The following is a 20,072-nucleotide window of genomic DNA, read 5'->3' as shown; positions in this document are numbered from 1 at the left end:
TTTATATTGTAAAATAGATAGTAAATTATTATTTAAGGCTTAGTTAACAATACTAAGTCTTAAATTTTTATATAAATATTTTAATTTCAAATGTTAAAATATATTACAAGAAGTAAATTACATAAAATGGAAGGAAATGCAATGCTGTTATAGAAATATTACTTATGTATGAAATTTATTTTTATGAGGTGATATTTAATGGAACAGTCTGTTTTTATAAATTTAGAAGAAACCATTTTAGCAGGAGATATTTTAGACATAGGTCGTGACAATTATGGTATAATATATAATCTATTCAAGAGTTATGATAAAAATGGCGATGTGGAATATATAGAAAAGGGTAAGGAAAGTAATATAAAAGAAAAGAAATATGATAATTGTGTTTTGTTTTTTTCATTAAGCTCTATAATAAACAATATAGAAAAACAAAAAATAATAGACGAAATACACTGTTGTTTAAAAAATGATGGATTATTATATATATGGGATATAGATAAAGAAGGGTTAAAACCTTATGAAAATCATATAAAAGTTTATATGCCAGATAAAAGTTTAAAAGAGTTTGATATAAAAGATAATAATCCTTTAAAACAAAGTTCAGGAGAAAAAACATTAGCTCTTTTAGAGAAAGAATTTCAAATTTTAGACTTTAAAAGTGGCGCTCAAATATACTATATAATGTGCAAAAAAAGGAGAAAAAATTAATGAAGGTTTTATTAGTAGGTGTAAATGCAAAATATATTCATAGTAATTTAGCTATAAGATATTTAAAAGCATATACAGAAGAATTAAATTATGACTGCGAAACTATAGAGTTTTCTATCAATGATAATATAGAAAGAGTTGTAGCAGATATTATAGAGAAAAAACCTAGTGTTCTAGGTTTTTCGTGCTATATATGGAATTTGGAATATGTGGAAAGGATTGCAAATACTGTTAAAAAAATAGATGAAAACATCACTATTTTTTACGGTGGTCCAGAAGTAAGTTATGATGGTAAAGGATTTTTAGAAAATAATGTAGGTGAGTTTTTAATTGAGGGTGAAGGTGAAGAAACCTATAAGGAATTCATAATTAATAAACTAAGAGAATATAATGGAGAGACTATAGATTGGTCTAATATTAGTGGATTATATTTTAAAGAAGAAAATAAAGTTAAATATAGTGGAAGAAGAAACCTTATGAATATGGAACAAATAGTGTTTCCTTATAAGGAAAATGAAGATTTAGAAAATAAGATTGTTTATTATGAAGCATCAAGAGGATGTCCTTTTAATTGTAAGTATTGCCTTTCTTCAACATTTCACGGTGTTAGATTTCTAAACATAGAAAGGGTAAAAAAAGAATTAAAGTATTTTATTGATAAAAAAGTTCGTCTTGTAAAATTTGTTGATAGAACATTTAATTGCAATGAAGAATTTGCTAATCAAATTTGGAACTTTCTTATAGAAAATCCTTGTGATACAAGATTTCATTTTGAAATATCAGCAGATTTATTAAGAGAAAAATCTATAAGAACATTATCAAGGGCTAAAGTTGGTTTATTTCAATTTGAAGTAGGTGTTCAAACAACTAATGATAATGTTTTGGCTAACATAAACAGGCATGTAAACTTTTCTGAAATAAAAGAGAAGGTTGAAGAATTAAAAGGTTTAAAAAATATAATGCAGCATTTAGATTTAATAGCAGGACTTCCAGGTGAAGATTTTCAGTCTTTTAAAAAATCTTTTAATGATGTTTATAAAATAGGTCCAGATGAATTGCAATTAGGTTTTTTAAAATTGCTTAAGGGCTCACCTATGACATTAGAGGCAGAAAAGTGGGGCATGAAATATAGTCAGTATCCACCTTATGAAGTTTTATCAACAAAGGATATTAGCTATGAAGAACTAAGGATTTTGAAAAAAATTGAACATATGGTTGATAAATATTTAAATAGTGGGAAATTTAATAACATAGTTAAATATTTTGATAACATAAATAAATTTGAAAGTCCTTTTGATTTTTATTATGAGCTATCTAGATTTTATGATAACAAAGGGTATTTTAAAAGAAAAATTTCTTCTCAAGATTATTATAAAGTATTCCTTGAATTTAACGAGGAATATCTAAAGGAAAATAGTGAGTTTTTAAAAGAACTAATAAAATTTGATTACTTGTATTTTAATAAGAAAAGAGGGTTACCTAACTTCTTATCAGCAGAAAATGATAAAGTTATGGAACGTAAAATTAAAGATTTATTAGTGAAAGATGAAAAAATTAAAAATGGAAACGAAATACATATAATTAAATTTAAATATAACATGCAAGAATATTTAAATTTAGGGAATATTAAAAGGGAAGATTTTTATTTAGCTTTCTATAATGAAAAAGATGGATATATGACAGTGGAAAATTACTATTAAGAGAAAATAATTGTAAAAACTTTGTTAAAAAATATACTAAATAATATGTGAATTTACAACGTTTTCAGTGTGCTCTTTGATCTTATTATTTTTAATATTGTATATAAAAAAGTAGATTTTTATGATAAAATTAGTTTTATATCAATAATAAAAGAAAAAAATAAGTAAAAAGAGCATTTTTTATGCAGAAATATGTATAATATAATTAATAAGATTAATAATTTTTTAATTTTAAATTAAATTAAATTAAAAAAATATTCACTCAAATAATTTTAACACATTAAAAAACTTTGTTAAAAATATGTTAAAATTTATAATATTTTTAATATAAGGCTTGTTTAATTTGTAAAAATTACTTATAATATGTGGTAAATAAAAACTCTTTAAAAGTAATTTGATATGTTTTATAAGATATATGACATTTATTTAAATAATTAAATTTAAAAAGCATATATTCTTATAATTAATATATAAAGGTGGTGATATTTTGGCATTAGAAGCAATTAACAAAGTTAAACTAGCAGAGGAAGAAGCTATAAAAGTTATTGATGAAGCAAAAGTTGAAGGCAAAACATTAATAATGAGTGCAGAAAAAAAAGCTAAAAATCAATATGATGAAATTCTTTCAAAAGCAACTAAAGAAGGCGAAGTTATAAAAGCTAAATTCTTAGAAGATAGCAATGAAAAATGCAAGCCGATTTTAGAAAGAGGGAAAAAAGAAGTACAAGAAATTTTAAATTCAGAAAGTGACAACTTCCCAAAAGCAGTTAAATCAGTAATTGAGAGGATAGTGAATTTCAATGGCAATAGTTAAAATGAAGAAATTTACTCTTTTAGCCTTTCAGTCACAGAAAAAAGAACTTTTACAAAATCTGCAAAGGTTACAAGCTGTTCAGTTTACAGAATTTAATGTTGAAGATGAACAGTATAAAGAGTATTTAAAGCAAGATTCCGCTTATGTTGAAATATCTGAAGTTGAAGATAAGCAGGCCCAAGTAAAATTTGCTATTGATTTTTTAAGCAAGTATGAAGAAAAAAAGGGAATGCTTAATGAGCTTAAGCAAGGAAAAGATTCTTTAACTTATGAAGAACTTGAAAAAAGAGTTAAGAATATAAGTTGGAAAAACGAATATGTTGCATTAAAACAGTTAGAAAATAATATAACTGAAAAAAATCAGCATATAAGTAAACTTAAAGGCGACATTGAAGAGTTAAGTAAATGGATTAATTTAGATATGCCTATGAGTGATGTAAAAGGTTTTAAAAATACTATTGCTTATTTAGGAACCATTCCTAAAAATTTCTTAGAAAATTTAAGAGAAGAAATAGGCAATAGCTTTGATACTTCTTATATTGAGACTATAGGCGAGGATAGTAGAGAAGCAAATATCTTAATGATTTTCCATAAAGAAAATTTGAAAGATATAGATATCATTTTAAAAAGATATAGCTTTACAAGAGTACAGTATGAATATCAATCAGTACCAGGTGAAGTTATAAAAGAATTTAAAGGCAAAATACAAGAAATTAAAAATGAATTAAAAGACATAAATGAAGAAATAAGACAACACCTTATGCATTTGCAAGAATTTAAATTAGTTTTTGAACATTGTGAAAGTGAACTTGCAAGATTGAAAAGTTATGAGAAGTTTTTAGCAAGTAGCAATATATTCGTTGTTGAAGGATATGTACCTTGTGAAGATTCAAATGACTTTGAAAAAATGCTTAAAGATACACTAAGCGATAATTATTATTTAGAAATTGAAGATGCGGAAGGTGATGAAACACCGGTATTACTTAAAAATGGTAAGCTAACAGAAGCTTTTGAACCAATTACAGAAATGTATAGTTTGCCAAGGTATACAGAAATAGATCCAACGGTATTCCTTATGCCATTTTATATATTATTCTTTGGTATGATGTTATCAGATGCGGCCTATGGAATAATACTTTTCTTAGGTACATTAATTGGATTAAAATTATTTAACCTAGAAGATGATATGAGAAAATCATTTAAAATGTTTTGCTATTTAGGATTATCTACAACTTTCTGGGGAATAATGTATGGAAGTTACTTTGGAGATGCTATTTCACTTCCAGCACTTTGGATGAAACCAGATAGTGATGTAATGATGCTTATGATAGTATCAGTAGCATTAGGATTAGTGCAAATTACTGTAGGTCTTGCGATAAAAGCATATATGTATATAAGAGATGGAAAGATTTTAGATGCATTATGGGATGTAGGACTTTGGTATGGAATACTTGGAGGATTAATACTTTGGGGCTTAAGTGCTTTTGGAGTAATTAATAATCCAACTTTAACTACAGTTTGTAAATACTTAGCTTTAGTTTCTGCAATATTAATCATATTGACAAACGGAAGAGAAGAAAAAGGAATAGCAGGTAAGTTAGGTCAAGGTTTCTATGCTTTATATGGTATTACAGGTTATGTTGGAGATTTAGTATCTTACACAAGACTTGCAGCATTAGGACTTGCAACAGGATTTATAAGTATGGCATTTAATATGATGATAGGAATGTTTGGAAACCCTATAGCTAAAATTTTAGCAGGTGGATTAATATTCGTAGTAGGACATATATTTAACTTATTTATAAATGCATTAGGAGCATATGTTCATACTTGTAGATTGCAATATTTAGAGTATTTTGGCAAATTCTATGAAGGCGGTGGAACTGCTTTCAAACCATTAAAATATAGTTCAAAATATGTGAATATCACGAAGAAATAAGGAGGAATTTTTCATGACAACAATAACAGAATTTTTATTACAAAACTCAGGAATATTTTTTGCAGCAATGGGTATTGCTTTAGCAGCTATACTTCCAGGAATAGGATCAGCTAAAGGTGTTGGTATGGTTGGAGAAGCAGCAACAGGATTAATAACAGAGGAGCCAGAAAAATTCGGTAAAGTTCTTATATTAGAGTTACTACCAGGTACACAAGGTTTATATGGTTTCGTTATAGCACTTATGGTTTCATTCCAAGTTAGTACAGATATGTCTCTTGCAAACGGATTATATTTATTTGCAGCATGTTTACCAATAGCATTTGCAGGTTGGAAATCAGCTATATCTCAGGCTAGAACAGCAGCAGCAGCAGTTCAAATATTAGCTAAAAAACCAGAGCATAACACAAAAGGTATCATATTAACAGTTATGGTTGAGACATATGCACTTTTAGGATTCGTTATGTCACTACTTCTAATCTTAAATGCTCAGTTCTAAGTATAAAAAAGAATTTAGTATTAAGGACGTGATTTTTAAATGTCAAATTTAGATAATTTAACTTCTAAGATTATAGAAGATGCTAAAAAAAAGGCAGATAATATAATTGCAGAGGCTAAAGAAAAAGAATCTCAAATAATTGAGAAAAAGAAAAAAGAAGCAGAAAAATCAGCACAAAATGTTATAGAAAAGGCAAAGTTAGAAGGAAAAAACCTTTTTGATAGAGCTATTTCTAAAACTGAGTTAAAAGTTAGAAATGAAAAACTTGTTGCAAAGCAAACAGTTATAAATAAAGTTTTTAGCGAAGCAGTAAAAGAACTTAATGCTATGAATAAAGAACAATTCTTATCATATGTTAAGGATCAAATAAAATCACTGCCTATAAGTGGGGAACAAAACATAATAGTTGCTTCTAAAGATAAAGAAAAAATAACTTCTGAATTCTTAAATGAGTTAAACAAAGAATTAAAGAATGTAAAAATTATCTTAAGTGAAGAAACAAGAGAAATAAATGGCGGATTTATACTATCTAAGGATGGTATAGAAATCAACTGTTCTTTTGCAGATGTTATAGATTCTTTAAGATATGATTTAGAGAATGAAGTAGCAAATATGTTATTTAATTAATTTTAAGGAGGATAGCCATATGGATAGAATGGAATTTACTCATGCTGTGGCTAGGCTAAGAGTTATTGAAACTAAACTCCTTGATAAGATGAAGCTTGAAAGAATGATAGAAAGTGCTTCATTAGAAGAAGCAATAAGGGTTTTATCAGAAACTCAGTATAATGAAAGCATTTCATTATTAAAAAGAGTTGAGGATTATGAAGTTGCATTAAACGAGGAGTTAAAAAAATTATACTCTCTTATGTATGAGGTTTCTCCTGATAAATTAATTGTTGATATCATGAATTTAAAATATGATTATCATAACATTAAAGTTTTAGAGAAGGAAAAAATCTTAGATAAAGATTTATCTTCCTTACTAATTCCAGTTGGATCAATAGATGTCGAAAAATTAAAGACATCTATTGTAACTGGCGATTTAAAAGGACTAGAGCCTATAATGAGAGAGGCCATAAAAAAAGCTGAGAATGATTATGAAGAAAATAAAGATTCTCAAAGAATAGATATAATTTTAGATAGATACCTTTATGAAGATATGCTTAAAAGAGCTAAAGAAAGCAAATTTGAGTTTATAGAAGGTTATATAAGAAGAACTATAGATTTAACTAATATAAAAATAATGCTTAGAGTAAAAGCTCAAGATAAAGACATGAAGTTTTTAGAAGGAGTTTTAATAGAAGGTGGATACATACCACAATCTACACTTATAGAAGGATTAAGTATTAGTTTTGAAAACTTTATAGAAATAGTATCAAAATATGGATATGATAAAGTTTTAAAATTAGTAGTTGAAGATTATGCTTCAACTAAGAAGTATACTTCAATAGAAGTTCATTCTGATAATTATCTAATGAATTATATAAAAGGTGCAAAAGGAGTAAACTTTGGACCAGAGCCTATAATTGCATATATAATGGCTAAAGAAACGGAACTAAAAGTTGTAAGAATAATACTTGCAGGTAAGCTTAATAAAGTGGAAAGCAATATTATAAGAGAAAGGTTGCGTGATATATATGCATAAGATAGGTGTTATAGGAGATAAGGATTCTGTATTAGCTTTTAAGGCTATAGGAGTTGATGTATTTCCAGTTGTTGAAGTAGAAGAAGCTAGAAAAGCAATAGATAGATTAGCACGTAATGAATATGCAGTTATATTTATTACTGAGCAATTAGCGCAGCATTTAGAAGAGACTATTGAAAGATATACTAGAGAATTACTTCCATCTATTATATTAATTCCAAGTAACCAAGGTAGTTTAAACATTGGTAAGAAAAGAATTAGTGATAATGTTGAGAAGGCTGTAGGTGTAAATATCTTATAGAAAGGTAGGTATGTAGCTTGAAGATCGGAAGAATAGTTAAAGTTTCAGGACCCTTAGTAGTTGCTAAGGATATGGATGAAGCTAATATATATGACGTTGTAAAAGTTGGAGAAAGTGGTCTTATAGGTGAAATCATAGAAATGAGAGGCGATAATGCTTCAATTCAGGTTTATGAGGAAACTTCAGGAATCGGACCAGGAGACCCAGTTGTAACTACTGGAGAAACACTAAGTGTTGAACTTGGACCAGGACTTATGGAGTCTATGTTTGATGGAATACAAAGACCTCTAGATGCATTTATGGAGGCTGCAAAATCTGCATTCCTAACAAAAGGAGTATCTGTTAAATCATTAAACAGAACTAGAAAATGGGATTTTAAACCAACTGCAAAAGTTGGAGATAAAGTAGTTGCAGGAGACATTGTAGGTACAGTTCAAGAAACTCCAGTTGTACTTCATAAAATAATGGTACCTTATGGAATAGAAGGAACTATAAAAGAAATAAAAGCTGGTGAATTTACAGTTGAAGAAACAGTTTATGTAGTTGAAACTGCAAATGGAGATAAAGAATTAACATTAATGCAAAAATGGCCTGTAAGAAAAGGTAGACCATTTGCAAGAAAGTTAAATCCATTAGAGCCAATGACAACAGGACAAAGAGTTATAGATACATTTTTCCCAGTAGCAAAAGGTGGAGCTGCAGCAGTTCCAGGACCATTCGGAGCAGGAAAAACAGTTGTTCAGCACCAAGTAGCTAAATGGGGAGATGCAGAAATAGTTATTTATGTTGGATGTGGAGAGCGTGGAAATGAGATGACAGACGTTCTTAATGAGTTCCCAGAACTTAAAGACCCAAAAACTGGTGAAAGCTTAATGAAAAGAACAGTTCTTATAGCTAACACATCAAACATGCCAGTTGCAGCAAGAGAAGCTTGTATATATACTGGAATAACAATAGCTGAGTACTTTAGAGATATGGGATATTCAGTATCAATAATGGCTGATTCAACATCTCGTTGGGCAGAGGCATTAAGAGAAATGTCAGGAAGACTTGAAGAGATGCCTGGAGACGAAGGTTATCCAGCATACCTTGGATCAAGACTTGCTGATTATTATGAAAGAGCTGGTAAAGTTATAGCACTTGGATCAGACGGAAGAGAAGGGGCAGTAACTGCAATTGGAGCGGTATCACCTCCAGGAGGAGACTTATCAGAGCCAGTTACTCAAGGTACTTTAAGAATAGTTAAAGTTTTCTGGGGACTAGATGCACAACTTGCATATCAAAGACACTTCCCAGCAATCAACTGGTTAAATTCTTATTCACTATACTTAGATAAGATAGGCGGATGGATGGATGAGCAAATAGCTAGCGATTGGTCTGAAATTAGAACAAAAGCTATGGCATTATTACAAGAAGAATCTAGCCTTCAAGAAATTGTAAGACTTATCGGTATGGATGCATTATCAGAAAAAGATAGATTGAAATTAGAGGTTGCAAAATCTATAAGAGAAGACTATCTACAACAAAATGCATTCCACGAAGTTGATACTTATGCTTCACTTGATAAACAATATAAAATGTTAAAACTTGTTTTAGAGTTTGGCGTTCAAGCTGATAAAGCTCTAGAAGCAGGAGTTTATTTAGATAAAATATTAAAAATGCCAGTAAGAGATAAGATTGCTAGAAGCAAATATATCCCTGAAGAAGAAATAGACAGAATGGACGATATAGCTAAAGAATTAGCTAAAGAAGTAGATAAGTTAATCGTGGAAGGAGGTGTCCTAGATGCTTAAAGAATATAGAACAGTTACTGAAGTTGTTGGACCTTTAATGGTTGTTGAAGGTGTTGAAGGTGTAAAATACGATGAACTAGTTGAAATCGAATTACAAACTGGAGAGAAAAGAAGAGGTAAAGTTCTAGAAGTTAACGGAAGCAACGCTATGGTTCAGCTTTTTGAAGGATCATCAGGAATAAACTTAAAAGGAACAAAGGTTAAGTTTTTAGGAAGACCTCTAGAAATTGGCGTATCTGAAGATATGTTAGGTAGAGTATTCGACGGTATGGGAAGACCAAAAGATAATGGTCCAGACATAATACCAGAAAAAAGATTAGATATAAATGGAGAAGCTATAAACCCAGTAGCTAGAAACTATCCATCTGAGTTTATACAAACAGGTATATCTGCAATAGATGGATTAAACACTCTAGTTAGAGGACAAAAGCTTCCAGTTTTCTCAGGATCAGGACTTCCACATGCAGAACTTGCAGCTCAAATTGCAAGACAAGCAAAAGTTTTAAACTCTGATTCAAAATTTGCCGTTGTTTTCGCAGCAATAGGTATAACTTTTGAGGAAGCGGAATTCTTCGTAGAAGAGTTTACAAAAACAGGAGCTATAGACAGATCAGTTCTATTCATGAACTTAGCATCTGACCCAGCTATCGAGAGAATAGCTACTCCAAGAATGGCTCTTACAACAGCTGAATACTTAGCGTATGAAAAAGGAATGCACGTACTTGTTATCATGACAGACATAACAAACTATGCAGAAGCTCTTCGTGAAGTTTCAGCAGCAAGAAAAGAGGTTCCAGGAAGAAGAGGATATCCAGGATATCTATATACTGACCTTTCTACATTATATGAAAGAGCTGGAAGAATTAAAGGTAAGGAAGGTTCAATAACACAAATACCAATACTTACAATGCCAGAGGATGATAAGACTCACCCAATCCCTGACCTTACAGGATATATAACAGAGGGACAGATAATTCTTTCAAGAGAATTATACAAAAAAGGTATAATGCCTCCAATAGATGTTCTTCCATCATTATCAAGACTTAAGGATAAAGGTATAGGTAAAGGTAAAACTAGAGAAGACCATGCAGATACAATGAACCAATTATTCTCAGCTTATGCACAAGGAAAGCAAGCAAAAGAACTTGCTGCTATCCTAGGAGAAGCTGCACTTTCAGATACAGATAAGAGTTTTGCTAAATTTGCTGAAGCATTTGAAGAGCAGTATGTATCTCAAGGCTTTAATGCTAATAGACCAATAGAAGACACTTTAAAATTAGGTTGGGACTTATTAACTATACTACCTAGAACGGAGCTTAAGAGAATCAGGGACGAATATTTAGAGAAGTATTTACCTCTAAGAGAGGATGATTAAATATGGCAAAACTAAATGTTAATCCAACGAGAATGGAGCTTAGTAAACTTAAAAAAAGACTTACTACAGCTACAAGAGGACATAAGCTTTTAAAAGATAAGCAAGATGAACTTATGAGAAGGTTCATAGATCTTGTTAAATATAATAATAAGTTAAGAGCAGAAGTTGAAGATAATCTTCAAGATGTATTTAAAAATTTCTTTATGGCAAGTGCAGCAATGCCGCCAGAAATGCTAGAAACATCATTAGCATGTCCAAAAGAAAGTATATCAGTAGATGTTTCAACTAAAAACGTAATGAGTGTTAATGTTCCAGTAATGGAATTTATAAGAAAGTTAGAAGGGGACAATGGAAGCATATATCCATATGGTTTCGCTTCTACAACAATAGAACTTGATGAATCTTTAGAAAAATTATACTTAATTCTTCCAAAACTTTTAGAACTTGCGGAAGTTGAAAAATCAACTCAGCTTATGGCAGATGAAATTGAAAAGACTAGAAGAAGAGTTAATGCTCTTGAATACATGACAATACCTCAACTTCAAGAAACAATCAAATACATTAAAATGAAGCTTGATGAAAATGAAAGAGGTGCCTTAACAAGACTTATGAAAGTTAAGAGCATGATGGAAGAGCAAAAAGCTAAGGCTTCAAATAGTTAAAAAAAGGAACTTTTGGTTCCTTTTTTTTATGAAAAGTAATATTATGAACTAGGCATAATTATACTTTTATGTCTTTTCATATGCCTTATTAAAATTATTCATAGAAATATATAGAAATATATTATATAATATATTAGGATTTAACGGGAAAAGACAATTTATAGATTAATTATAAAATATATCTATTTATATATATTTGGAAGGAGAAACTATGGCAATAAGAGAAATTTTACAAGTTGGAGATAAAAGATTAGAATCAGTGTGTGAACCAATAAAAAAAATAGATAAAGAGGTTTTAGAATTAGCTAAAGATTTAAGAGATACTTTATATAACTGTGATGGTGTTGGGCTTGCAGCGCCACAAATAGGAGTACTAAAAAGAGCAATTCTTATAAATCTTAGAAATGGATCAGATGAAATATTATTATTCAATCCTAAAATAATAAAGCAATCTGGAAGTGAGAAGGATTATGAGGGATGCTTAAGTTATGTAATGCATGAAGGAGAGGTTGTAAGGCCTACAAGTGTTACAGTTGAAGGGATGACTATTGAGGGACAAAGAGTAAGATACGAAGCAAAAGGATTCTTAGCAAGAGCATTTTGTCATGAAATAGATCACTTAGATGGTATAATGTATATGTCAAAAGCAGAGGCAATGTACGAATTAGTAGAAGAATAAAATATGGTATATTAAAAAACTGTCTTAAAATAAAAGTTATTTTAGACAGTTTTTATTATATAGAATTATAAATATATATCAATTTTGAAGAAATAAGATTAAAAATACCTTTATAAATGATAAATTTTTGATATAATGTTAATACAGTTTATAAATAAAAATGCTTTCTAATAAAATCCTATGGATATTATAAGAGAGTATTTTATAATGTTTTAATTTTCAAAGCCAAATCAAAATATATCTTGAATCTAAATTTGAAAGATAGTAGGTGATTAATATGGCAATAAAAAATGATGAAATGATTTTAGAAAAGAATCGTTTTTATAAAACAAAAGAATGGATAACAAAAAAGACTGGACAGATTAAGAATGAGTATACTCAATATGAGGAAAAAGTAGCCAATTTGAAAAAGGCTAGTGGAGGTACTTACAGCAATGATTTACTTGTTTATGAAAAACTTTTTAAATTTACTTCTGAAAATCTAAAGAAATATGAAGAATCTAGTGTTTCACCATATTTTGCACGTATTGATTTTAAAGAAAAAAGAAGGGATACAGAAAGTTTTTATATTGGTAAATTTGGAATAAATGACAATAATAATAATGAAGAAGTTGTAATCGATTGGAGGGCACCAATTGCCAATCTCTATTACAGTGGAACTTATGGAGAATCTTATTATGTAGCACCTTCAGGAGTTATAGAAGGAGATTTAAAACTAAAAAGAAAATTTCTTTTAAAAGATGGAAATCTTATAGATGCTTATGATGAAGGGGTAAATGAAATAATATTAAAAAATAGTATGGAAGGTGAACAGCTTACCGATGAATTTTTAAAAGTTACTTTAGAGCAAAATGTAACTAGTAAGCTTAAAGACGTAGTAGCAACAATTCAAAATGAACAGAATCAAATAATTAGAGCATATAAAAACAAACCTATTATAATACAGGGGTCAGCTGGGTCTGGGAAAACCACTGTAGCACTCCATAGACTTGCATATCTTGTTTATGAATACGATGAAGATGTAAAAAATGAAGAAATTTTAGTTGTAGCACCTAATAAAATATTTTTAGATTACATATCTGAAGTCCTTCCGAATTTGGGTGTATTTAATATGTGTCAAAAAACTTTTGAAGATGTATGTAAAGAAAGTTTAGGATATAAGGGCAAGATTTATACTAAAGATGAAAAATTAGCATTATTAATAGAAAATAAAGATAAGGAAAAAGAAAAATATATAAAAGCTGTTAGTAAACTAAAAGGATCTCTATCGTTTAAGATGCTTTTAGATAAATATATAAGATACTTAGAAAAACAAGATATAGATGTGGAAGATATAAAAATAGATAAGTATGTGTTGTTTTCTAAAAAAGAAATAAAAAGGCTTTATGCTAGAGATATGATTCATTTGCCAATTAAGAAAAGAAAAGAAGAGATAGAAAGATATTTTAAGAAAAAATTGAAGGATAAAATTCAAATTATTAAAGAAAATATAGAAGAAGATTATTTTTTCAAGATTAAAGATGTTAAATCTTTAAAAATTCAAGAGGAAGAAAAGAGAAAACAAATAATTTCCTTATATGATGAAAGGGATTTAAAAATTTCAAAACTTAAAGAGAATGGAACCTTACAGTTAAAGGAATTCTTTAAAAAGTGGAAACAAAAGAATATAAATGAAATATATAAAGATTTATGTTTATCAAAGGAATTATTTAATCATATAACTAACAATCAAATTCCAGATAATATAGTTAATTTTATTGTAGAAAGTTCAAAACAAAATTTTGAAAACAAAGTTATAGACATTGAAGATTTAGCACACATGGTATATTTGAAACTAAAATTAGAAGGTTTAAGCAAGAAATATGTTCATATTATAATTGATGAAGCTCAGGATTATAGTTATTTTGAAATGTATATACTAAATTTATTAAGTAAACAAAATTCATTAACAATAGTAGGAGATTTAGGGCAAGGTATATATAGTTATAAAGGAATTAATGATTGGCAAAAACTCATTAAAACTGTATTTGATGATGATGCTACTTATATAAATTTAACTCAAAGTTATAGGTCTACTATAGAAATAATAGATTTTGCAAATAAGGTTTTAAGTCATCAAAATTTAAATGTAAAACCAGCTAAACCGGTTTTAAGACATGGAGATGCGCCTAAAATAGTTGAGTTTTTAGATAATAAGGATTTTGCCCAAAAATTAAATATTGTATGTGATGATTTAGAAAAAAATAATAAAGAGAGCATTGCTATAATATGTAAGACTATAGATGAGTGTAAAATGCTTGAAAAAGAAATTAATAAGTTAACTCAATATAAGTGGACTATCATAGGAAATAATAGTAGTGAATTAAAAAATAAAAAAATAATTATACCAAGTTATATGACAAAGGGCTTAGAGTTTGATGCTACTATTATTTATAATTGTAATGAAGAAAATTATAATAATGATGAGATTGATAAAAAGTTGTTATATGTAAATTTAACTAGAGCATTGCATAAAGAATATATATTTTATAAAGGGAAAAAATCTAATCTTATAAAGTAAAAAATAATAATTATTAGTTGAAAATGATTGTTATATATGTTAAAATATTATCATAAAGAGAATATTTATATATTAAATAATATAGCATTTATATTTATCAAATCAGAAAACTTAAGGATAACATTCACATCAATAATTAGTAGTTAATAAATTATAAATTTTAACTATTATATTAAATGTAAATTTATATCCATACAATTATTTTTTGATTGTATGGATAATCATGTTAAAAGAGTTATAATTTCTGTAATTATTACACATATTAATTTATAAAATAGTTTAATCATGATGAATTATTGTATTAAAAACTTATTTGAGTTTTATACTTTTAATTCTATAGGGAAACAAGCTCAAATTTAAATTTATTCAATAACTTCAAAATATTTTTATACAAAATATAGTGTTGAATTCTAAGGGATTCAGAGCATGTCTCACTATTTTGGGTATCCAAGTTTTGGAATGAATAATTTTAAAAGTCAACTTGGAACCCTATAAGTCAATGTAATATAAAATAAGAATATTGTTTTAAATGGAGGAGTAGAAGATGAAACCAGCTGAATTAAAAAAAGACTTATATTGGGTTGGAGCAAATGACCCAGAGCTTAAAATTTTCGATATAATAATGGAGACAAAACGAGGTACTACTTACAATTCTTATTTAATAAATGATGAAAAAGTTGTATTATTTGATTCTGTAAAAGACAAGTTTTCAGATGTATTTTTAAATAATATAAAAGAAGTTATCGGTGACAAAGATATAGACTATATAGTAGTCCATCATACAGAGTTAGACCATAGTGGATCATTAATAAAAGTTTTAGAAGCTTATCCTAATGCTACTGTAATTGCATCAAAAGCTGCATTAAGATACTTAGAAGGAATATTAAACAAACCATTTAATGGGTTAGCTGCATCAGAACCTTTAAACATAGGAAAAAGAACACTTAAGTTTATATCAGCACCTAATTTACATTGGCCAGATACTATGTTCACATATGATGAATATGATAAAGTTTTATTTACATGTGATGTTATGGGATGTCATTATTCTCCAAAGGGATGTATAACAGGAGATTGTGGTGGAGATTATGTAGATGAAATGAAGTATTATTTTGATTGCATAATGGGACCATTTAAAAAATTTGTAAATATGGGATTAGATAGAATAGATGGCTTAGAGTTAGATATGATTGCTCCAAGTCATGGTCCAGTTCATATTAAGGAAGATATAGAGAAGTTTAAAAAATTATATAGAGAATGGGCTAAAGAAGAACCGCTAAATGAAAAGAATATACAAATATTCTATGTTTCAGCTTATGGGAATACAGGGAAAATTGCAGAGTTTATAGGAGATACTATAAATAAAAAAGGTATTAAAGCAGAAGTTCATGAAATAACAGGTGAAAATCTATGTGAATTAATAGGAAAGGTTGAAAAGGCTAGTGGGATTTTAATAGGTTCACCAACTATAAATCAAGATGCTGTTGCACCAAGTTGGAATTTACTAACTGGGGTTAGTGCTATAGTTAATAGAGGAAAAGCAGCAGAATCTTTTGGATCTTATGGATGGAGTGGAGAAAGTGTTCCTATGCTTCATAATAGACTAAAAGAACTTAAATTTAAAACTTTAGATTCTGGATTTAAATTTAACTTTGTTCCAGGGGAAGAAGATTTTAAATCATGTGAAGAATTTGTAGAAAAATATTTAGAGTTATTTAAATAGTTAAATAATATTTATTAAAGACTGTTTTAAAATGGAATTTTAATTTTATTTTAAAACAGTCTTTTTATGATGACTTTTATATAAAGATAATATTTTAATGTTTTCTTTAAAAGAATTATCATAAGCTTAATAATTTCAAATAAAGAGGTTAATTTTTAAACTTATTCAGTTACTTGTAACTACCTACAATTATATTTGTTTCTATTAATTTATACCCCATAATTTATACCCCAAATTTGATTAATAAATTTTAATATATGAATAAGTAATTTAGAATTTTCTTTTAAATGAAGTTTTAAAGCTTGCAAAAAATAAAAAGTAGATGAATATTTTTATAGGGATATAATTCTAACTTTATTTTAGGAGCATTTTGTCGAAAAAGTTTTTATAGCTAAAAAAGATTAATAAAAATTTAAAAGATTTTATTACTTCGACAAGAATTACTTTTTTCCACGGTATTGATAGTATATAATTTATATTGAGGTTGAAAAATATGGGTGAATTTATAATTAATAGAATAAAATATTATAGAAATTTACTAAGGATAACTCAAAAAGAATTAGCAGAGGGATTATCTAGCTCTAATTATATTTATATGCTAGAAAATGGTAAGAAAAAGTTATCTATGGCTATGGCTGTGAAACTAGCTAATAGATTTAATGAATTATCACAGGAAAAAGGAATAATTTTAAATATAACAGCGAAAGATTTGCTAAGGACATCAGAAGAAATAATAGAAGAGCATTATACGGAAGAGTTTGAAGATTTAAAAAAAGGAAAATATGATTTCGAGAAATTTAAAAAGTTATTAGACAAAGTAACTGAAAATAAAGTTATAAATTTAATGATAAAGATAAATAGAGAAATTGGAGAAAATGAATATAAAGAGAATAATTGTAATTTGGCACTAAAATATTTTCAAAATGCTTTTGAATTAATGCAGAGTAATTCATTACAAACAGAGACAAGTATTATAAAAGTTGAAATATTAAATAGAATTGGTACCTGTCATTACAAGTTGTTTGAATATAATTTATGTATTGAATATCTGAAGAAGGCTTATAAAATGTATTTAGACTATAATTTATATGATGATGAAGTTCTAGGAAGAATATTATATAATTTAGCGCTTACAGTTTATGATATAGAAAATTATGATGATGCAATTATGTATTTAAATTCAGCAATAGAATTAAAAAACATAAGTAATGTAGATAAGATAAAAATAAATATTTTAAAAGCTAACATATATTATAAAACTAAACAGAAGCTTGAGTCATTAATGGTATATAAAGAAATAGAAAAATATGAAAAAAGTTATTTAGTATATTATAATATGTCAATTATATTACGGGAATTAGGATATAAAGAGGAAAGTAACGAATATATAAAAAAATCAATGGAACTACAGTTAGATGACAGTTCAGAAGTAACAACTAATACATTGTTGCAATTAAGTTATATGTATAGGGAAAATAAACAGTATATGGAATCTTTAAGATGTTTACAAAAGGCTACAATTAATGCTAAAAGATTTTTACAAGTTGACAAATATGTAGAATGCTATGAAGGAATTTTTCAAAGCCTTAAAGGAATGAATAGATTAAGAGAATTTGAAGACTATGTAGAAGACATACTTTATGAAATTGATATATACCATGAAAATTACAAAATATTATATCGTATAACATTATTATTATTCCAGTATACCAGTGAAATATCTAAATTAGATATTGGACTTGATATTATAAAAAAAATTAAGGGGAGGAATATAAGTTATGAAAAGTGTTAAAAAATTTTTAGTAGGTGGTATATTAGTTATTGGATTATTTGGGGTTATAGGAAGTAATACATTAATGGTTACTGCTGAAAATCAGGACGTTGTAAATCCAGGCCCAAGTAGAATAGTAGTAAGAGCATAATAATATTGTTAAAATTTAAAATAAAAGCTACATTGTTAAATACAATGTAGCTTTTGAGGTTATATATTTTTAGAAATAAAATCTATAAGATTTAAACATAGGTCTATAGTTTTGTCGCCATCTTCAAGTTCTGTGTTTAATTCTACAAAGTCCATAGATTTTACCTTACCACTATTAAAAAGTAGTTGTAAGGACGATTTAGCTTCATCTGTAGACATACCATGTGGAACAGGTGTTCCAGTACCAGGTACAAATTCTGAGTCTATACAGTCTATATCAAAGCTTAAATGTACGTTGTCTATATTTTTCTCTTTTAGATTTGATAAAATTTCGTTAATTATAAAATTAATTCCTTTTTCTTTTACATCAACAGTAGAATAAAGATTAATTCCTTCCTCTTCAATTAAAAGAGTTTCACCTTTATCTAAATCTCTAGCACCGATTAGATAAACATTTTTAGGATTAACTTTTTTACCATCAAAGTATAAATTAGTAAGAGATGAATCTCCAAATCCCATAGCAGCACCAAGAGGCATACCATGTACATTTCCAGAAGGTGATGTTTCAGGTGTATTTATATCACCATGAGCATCAATCCAAATAACAGCAAGATTATCAAAGTATTTACTAGCACCACAAATACTACCTAATCCTAGTGAATGATCACCACCTATTACTAATGGAAAAGAGTCAGAGCTTAATGAATTATATACTGATTGAGCTAAATTTTTATTAACTCCTAATATTGTATCAATATATTTCATATTACTATGACAAGAGAATTTATCACATTCTTTAACTTTAGGAACATATAAGTTTCCAAGGTCAAATACATCATGATTTTGTTTTTCTAAAATTTGTAATAAGCCTTTTTCTCTAAGTTTATTTGGTGCTAAATCAACACCTTTTCTATCACAACCTAAAAATAAAGGCACTCCGATAACATTTATTTTCATAAAAAATTCCCCCTTTGCGATTTTAAATTATATAATAAAATGGAGTAAAATATAAGGGGTTTTTGAAAAAGAATTTAAATTTAAATATTATAAAAATTATAAAAATTATAAAAAATGTTAAGATTATAATAAAAGCCCTTGATATTTAGTTATATAATATAATAGATTTATAATAATAAAAGGAGTTGATTTTAGTTACTAAATTTATTGAAATTAGTGTAAAAGTGTGTTGAAATATACTCATGTAAAAGAAAGTGAGTGTATTAAATGAAACATATTACAAATTATAAACCAAAAGATTTTGCTGAATTACTAAACGTATCAGTAAAAACACTTCAACGTTAGGGAGGATAAGGAGAGTGAAAAGAGCTTACAAGATAGAGATTAAACCTACTTTAGAACAAAAAATAAAAATACATCAAACTATAGGTATATCAAGGTTTATATATAATTTCTATCTTGCTCATAATAAAGAAATTTATCAAAAAGAAAAAAGATTTGTAAGTGGAATGGATTTTTCAAAATGGCTTAATAATGAATATATCCCTAAGAACCAAGATAAAAAGTGGATAAAAGAAGTATCTTCTAAAGCTACAAAACAAGCTATTATGAATGGAGAAAAAGCTTTCAAAAGGTTCTTTAAGGGTGAAAGTGGTTTTCCTAAATTCAAGAAAAAGAAAAATAAAGATGTTAAAGCTTATTTTCCTAAGAATAATAAAACTGATTGGACTATAGAAAGACATAGAGTTAAGATACCAACGATTGGGTGGATGAGATTAAAAGAATATGGGTATATACC

The 20,072-nt window shown here is 27.7% G+C and carries 18 protein-coding genes; 17 read left to right on the top strand and 1 reads right to left on the bottom strand.

Features of this window, described 5'->3' with window-relative positions; translation table 11 throughout:
• Positions 1-198 precede the first annotated feature (198 nt).
• The 16 genes from KQI36_RS00090 (at position 199) to KQI36_RS00015 (ending at position 18,317) form a co-directional block, all read left to right on the top strand.
• On the top strand, positions 199-705 hold the full coding sequence (locus KQI36_RS00090) for a class I SAM-dependent methyltransferase (RefSeq protein ID WP_216449113.1): 507 nt from the start codon (positions 199-201) through the stop codon (positions 703-705).
• Positions 705-2,405 (top strand): B12-binding domain-containing radical SAM protein, encoded by a 1,701-nt coding sequence (locus tag KQI36_RS00085; protein WP_216449112.1) that lies wholly within the window; start codon positions 705-707, stop codon positions 2,403-2,405. Before KQI36_RS00090 ends, KQI36_RS00085 begins: the two co-directional genes overlap by 1 nt.
• A gap of 487 nt (positions 2,406-2,892) precedes the next feature.
• Positions 2,893-3,219: an ATPase gene (locus KQI36_RS00080; protein ID WP_216449111.1), complete on the top strand. Its 327-nt coding sequence runs from the start codon at positions 2,893-2,895 to the stop codon at positions 3,217-3,219.
• The gene (locus KQI36_RS00075; protein ID WP_216449110.1) at positions 3,206-5,158 is read left to right on the top strand and encodes a V-type ATP synthase subunit I; all 1,953 of its coding nucleotides are present in this window, start codon (positions 3,206-3,208) and stop codon (positions 5,156-5,158) included. The genes KQI36_RS00080 and KQI36_RS00075 overlap by 14 nt, the downstream gene beginning before the upstream one ends.
• A gap of 13 nt (positions 5,159-5,171) precedes the next feature.
• The gene (locus KQI36_RS00070; RefSeq protein WP_010291738.1) at positions 5,172-5,654 is read left to right on the top strand and encodes a V-type ATP synthase subunit K; all 483 of its coding nucleotides are present in this window, start codon (positions 5,172-5,174) and stop codon (positions 5,652-5,654) included.
• 39 nt (positions 5,655-5,693) lie between these two features.
• The gene (locus tag KQI36_RS00065; RefSeq protein WP_216449109.1) at positions 5,694-6,281 is read left to right on the top strand and encodes a V-type ATP synthase subunit E; all 588 of its coding nucleotides are present in this window, start codon (positions 5,694-5,696) and stop codon (positions 6,279-6,281) included.
• Between the two features lie 19 nt (positions 6,282-6,300).
• On the top strand, positions 6,301-7,302 hold the full coding sequence (locus KQI36_RS00060; RefSeq protein WP_216449108.1) for a V-type ATP synthase subunit C: 1,002 nt from the start codon (positions 6,301-6,303) through the stop codon (positions 7,300-7,302).
• The gene (locus tag KQI36_RS00055; protein WP_010291733.1) at positions 7,295-7,603 is read left to right on the top strand and encodes a V-type ATP synthase subunit F; all 309 of its coding nucleotides are present in this window, start codon (positions 7,295-7,297) and stop codon (positions 7,601-7,603) included. The genes KQI36_RS00060 and KQI36_RS00055 overlap by 8 nt, the downstream gene beginning before the upstream one ends.
• Positions 7,604-7,620: 17 nt before the next feature.
• Positions 7,621-9,396, top strand: a complete 1,776-nt coding sequence (locus KQI36_RS00050) for a V-type ATP synthase subunit A (RefSeq protein WP_216449107.1) — start codon at positions 7,621-7,623, stop codon at positions 9,394-9,396.
• Positions 9,389-10,771, top strand: a complete 1,383-nt coding sequence (locus tag KQI36_RS00045) for a V-type ATP synthase subunit B (protein ID WP_010291727.1) — start codon at positions 9,389-9,391, stop codon at positions 10,769-10,771. The genes KQI36_RS00050 and KQI36_RS00045 overlap by 8 nt, the downstream gene beginning before the upstream one ends.
• Before the next feature lie 2 nt (positions 10,772-10,773).
• The gene (locus KQI36_RS00040) at positions 10,774-11,433 is read left to right on the top strand and encodes a V-type ATP synthase subunit D (RefSeq protein ID WP_010291725.1); all 660 of its coding nucleotides are present in this window, start codon (positions 10,774-10,776) and stop codon (positions 11,431-11,433) included.
• 211 nt (positions 11,434-11,644) lie between these two features.
• Complete coding sequence (gene def / locus KQI36_RS00035) at positions 11,645-12,112, top strand: peptide deformylase (protein ID WP_216449106.1); 468 nt, start codon at positions 11,645-11,647, stop codon at positions 12,110-12,112.
• A gap of 277 nt (positions 12,113-12,389) precedes the next feature.
• Positions 12,390-14,672 (top strand): RNA polymerase recycling motor HelD, encoded by a 2,283-nt coding sequence (gene helD, locus KQI36_RS00030; RefSeq protein WP_216449105.1) that lies wholly within the window; start codon positions 12,390-12,392, stop codon positions 14,670-14,672.
• A 544-nt stretch (positions 14,673-15,216) separates the two neighbouring features.
• Positions 15,217-16,395, top strand: a complete 1,179-nt coding sequence (locus tag KQI36_RS00025; RefSeq protein WP_216449104.1) for an FprA family A-type flavoprotein — start codon at positions 15,217-15,219, stop codon at positions 16,393-16,395.
• 493 nt (positions 16,396-16,888) lie between these two features.
• The gene (locus tag KQI36_RS00020; protein ID WP_216449103.1) at positions 16,889-18,187 is read left to right on the top strand and encodes a tetratricopeptide repeat protein; all 1,299 of its coding nucleotides are present in this window, start codon (positions 16,889-16,891) and stop codon (positions 18,185-18,187) included.
• Positions 18,174-18,317, top strand: coding sequence for a hypothetical protein (locus KQI36_RS00015; RefSeq protein WP_216449102.1), 144 nt, complete (start codon positions 18,174-18,176; stop codon positions 18,315-18,317). The genes KQI36_RS00020 and KQI36_RS00015 overlap by 14 nt, the downstream gene beginning before the upstream one ends.
• Before the next feature lie 59 nt (positions 18,318-18,376).
• On the opposite strand, the gene rocF is transcribed toward KQI36_RS00015, so the two are convergent.
• A complete protein-coding gene (gene rocF, locus KQI36_RS00010; protein ID WP_216449101.1) occupies positions 18,377-19,273 on the bottom strand; it encodes an arginase in 897 nt (298 codons plus the stop codon).
• Between the two features lie 359 nt (positions 19,274-19,632).
• Between rocF and KQI36_RS00005 the strand changes: the two genes are divergently transcribed.
• On the top strand, positions 19,633-20,072 hold a 440-nt coding region (locus tag KQI36_RS00005; protein ID WP_216449100.1), incomplete at its 3' end, for a helix-turn-helix domain-containing protein.

Origin of the sequence: Clostridium senegalense (genome assembly GCF_018916625.1) — a bacterium.
Taxonomy (GTDB): domain Bacteria; phylum Bacillota; class Clostridia; order Clostridiales; family Clostridiaceae; genus Clostridium_J; species Clostridium_J senegalense.
The sequence above is the reverse complement of the archived record's forward strand: the minus strand, read 5'-3'. Positions and strand labels throughout refer to the sequence as shown.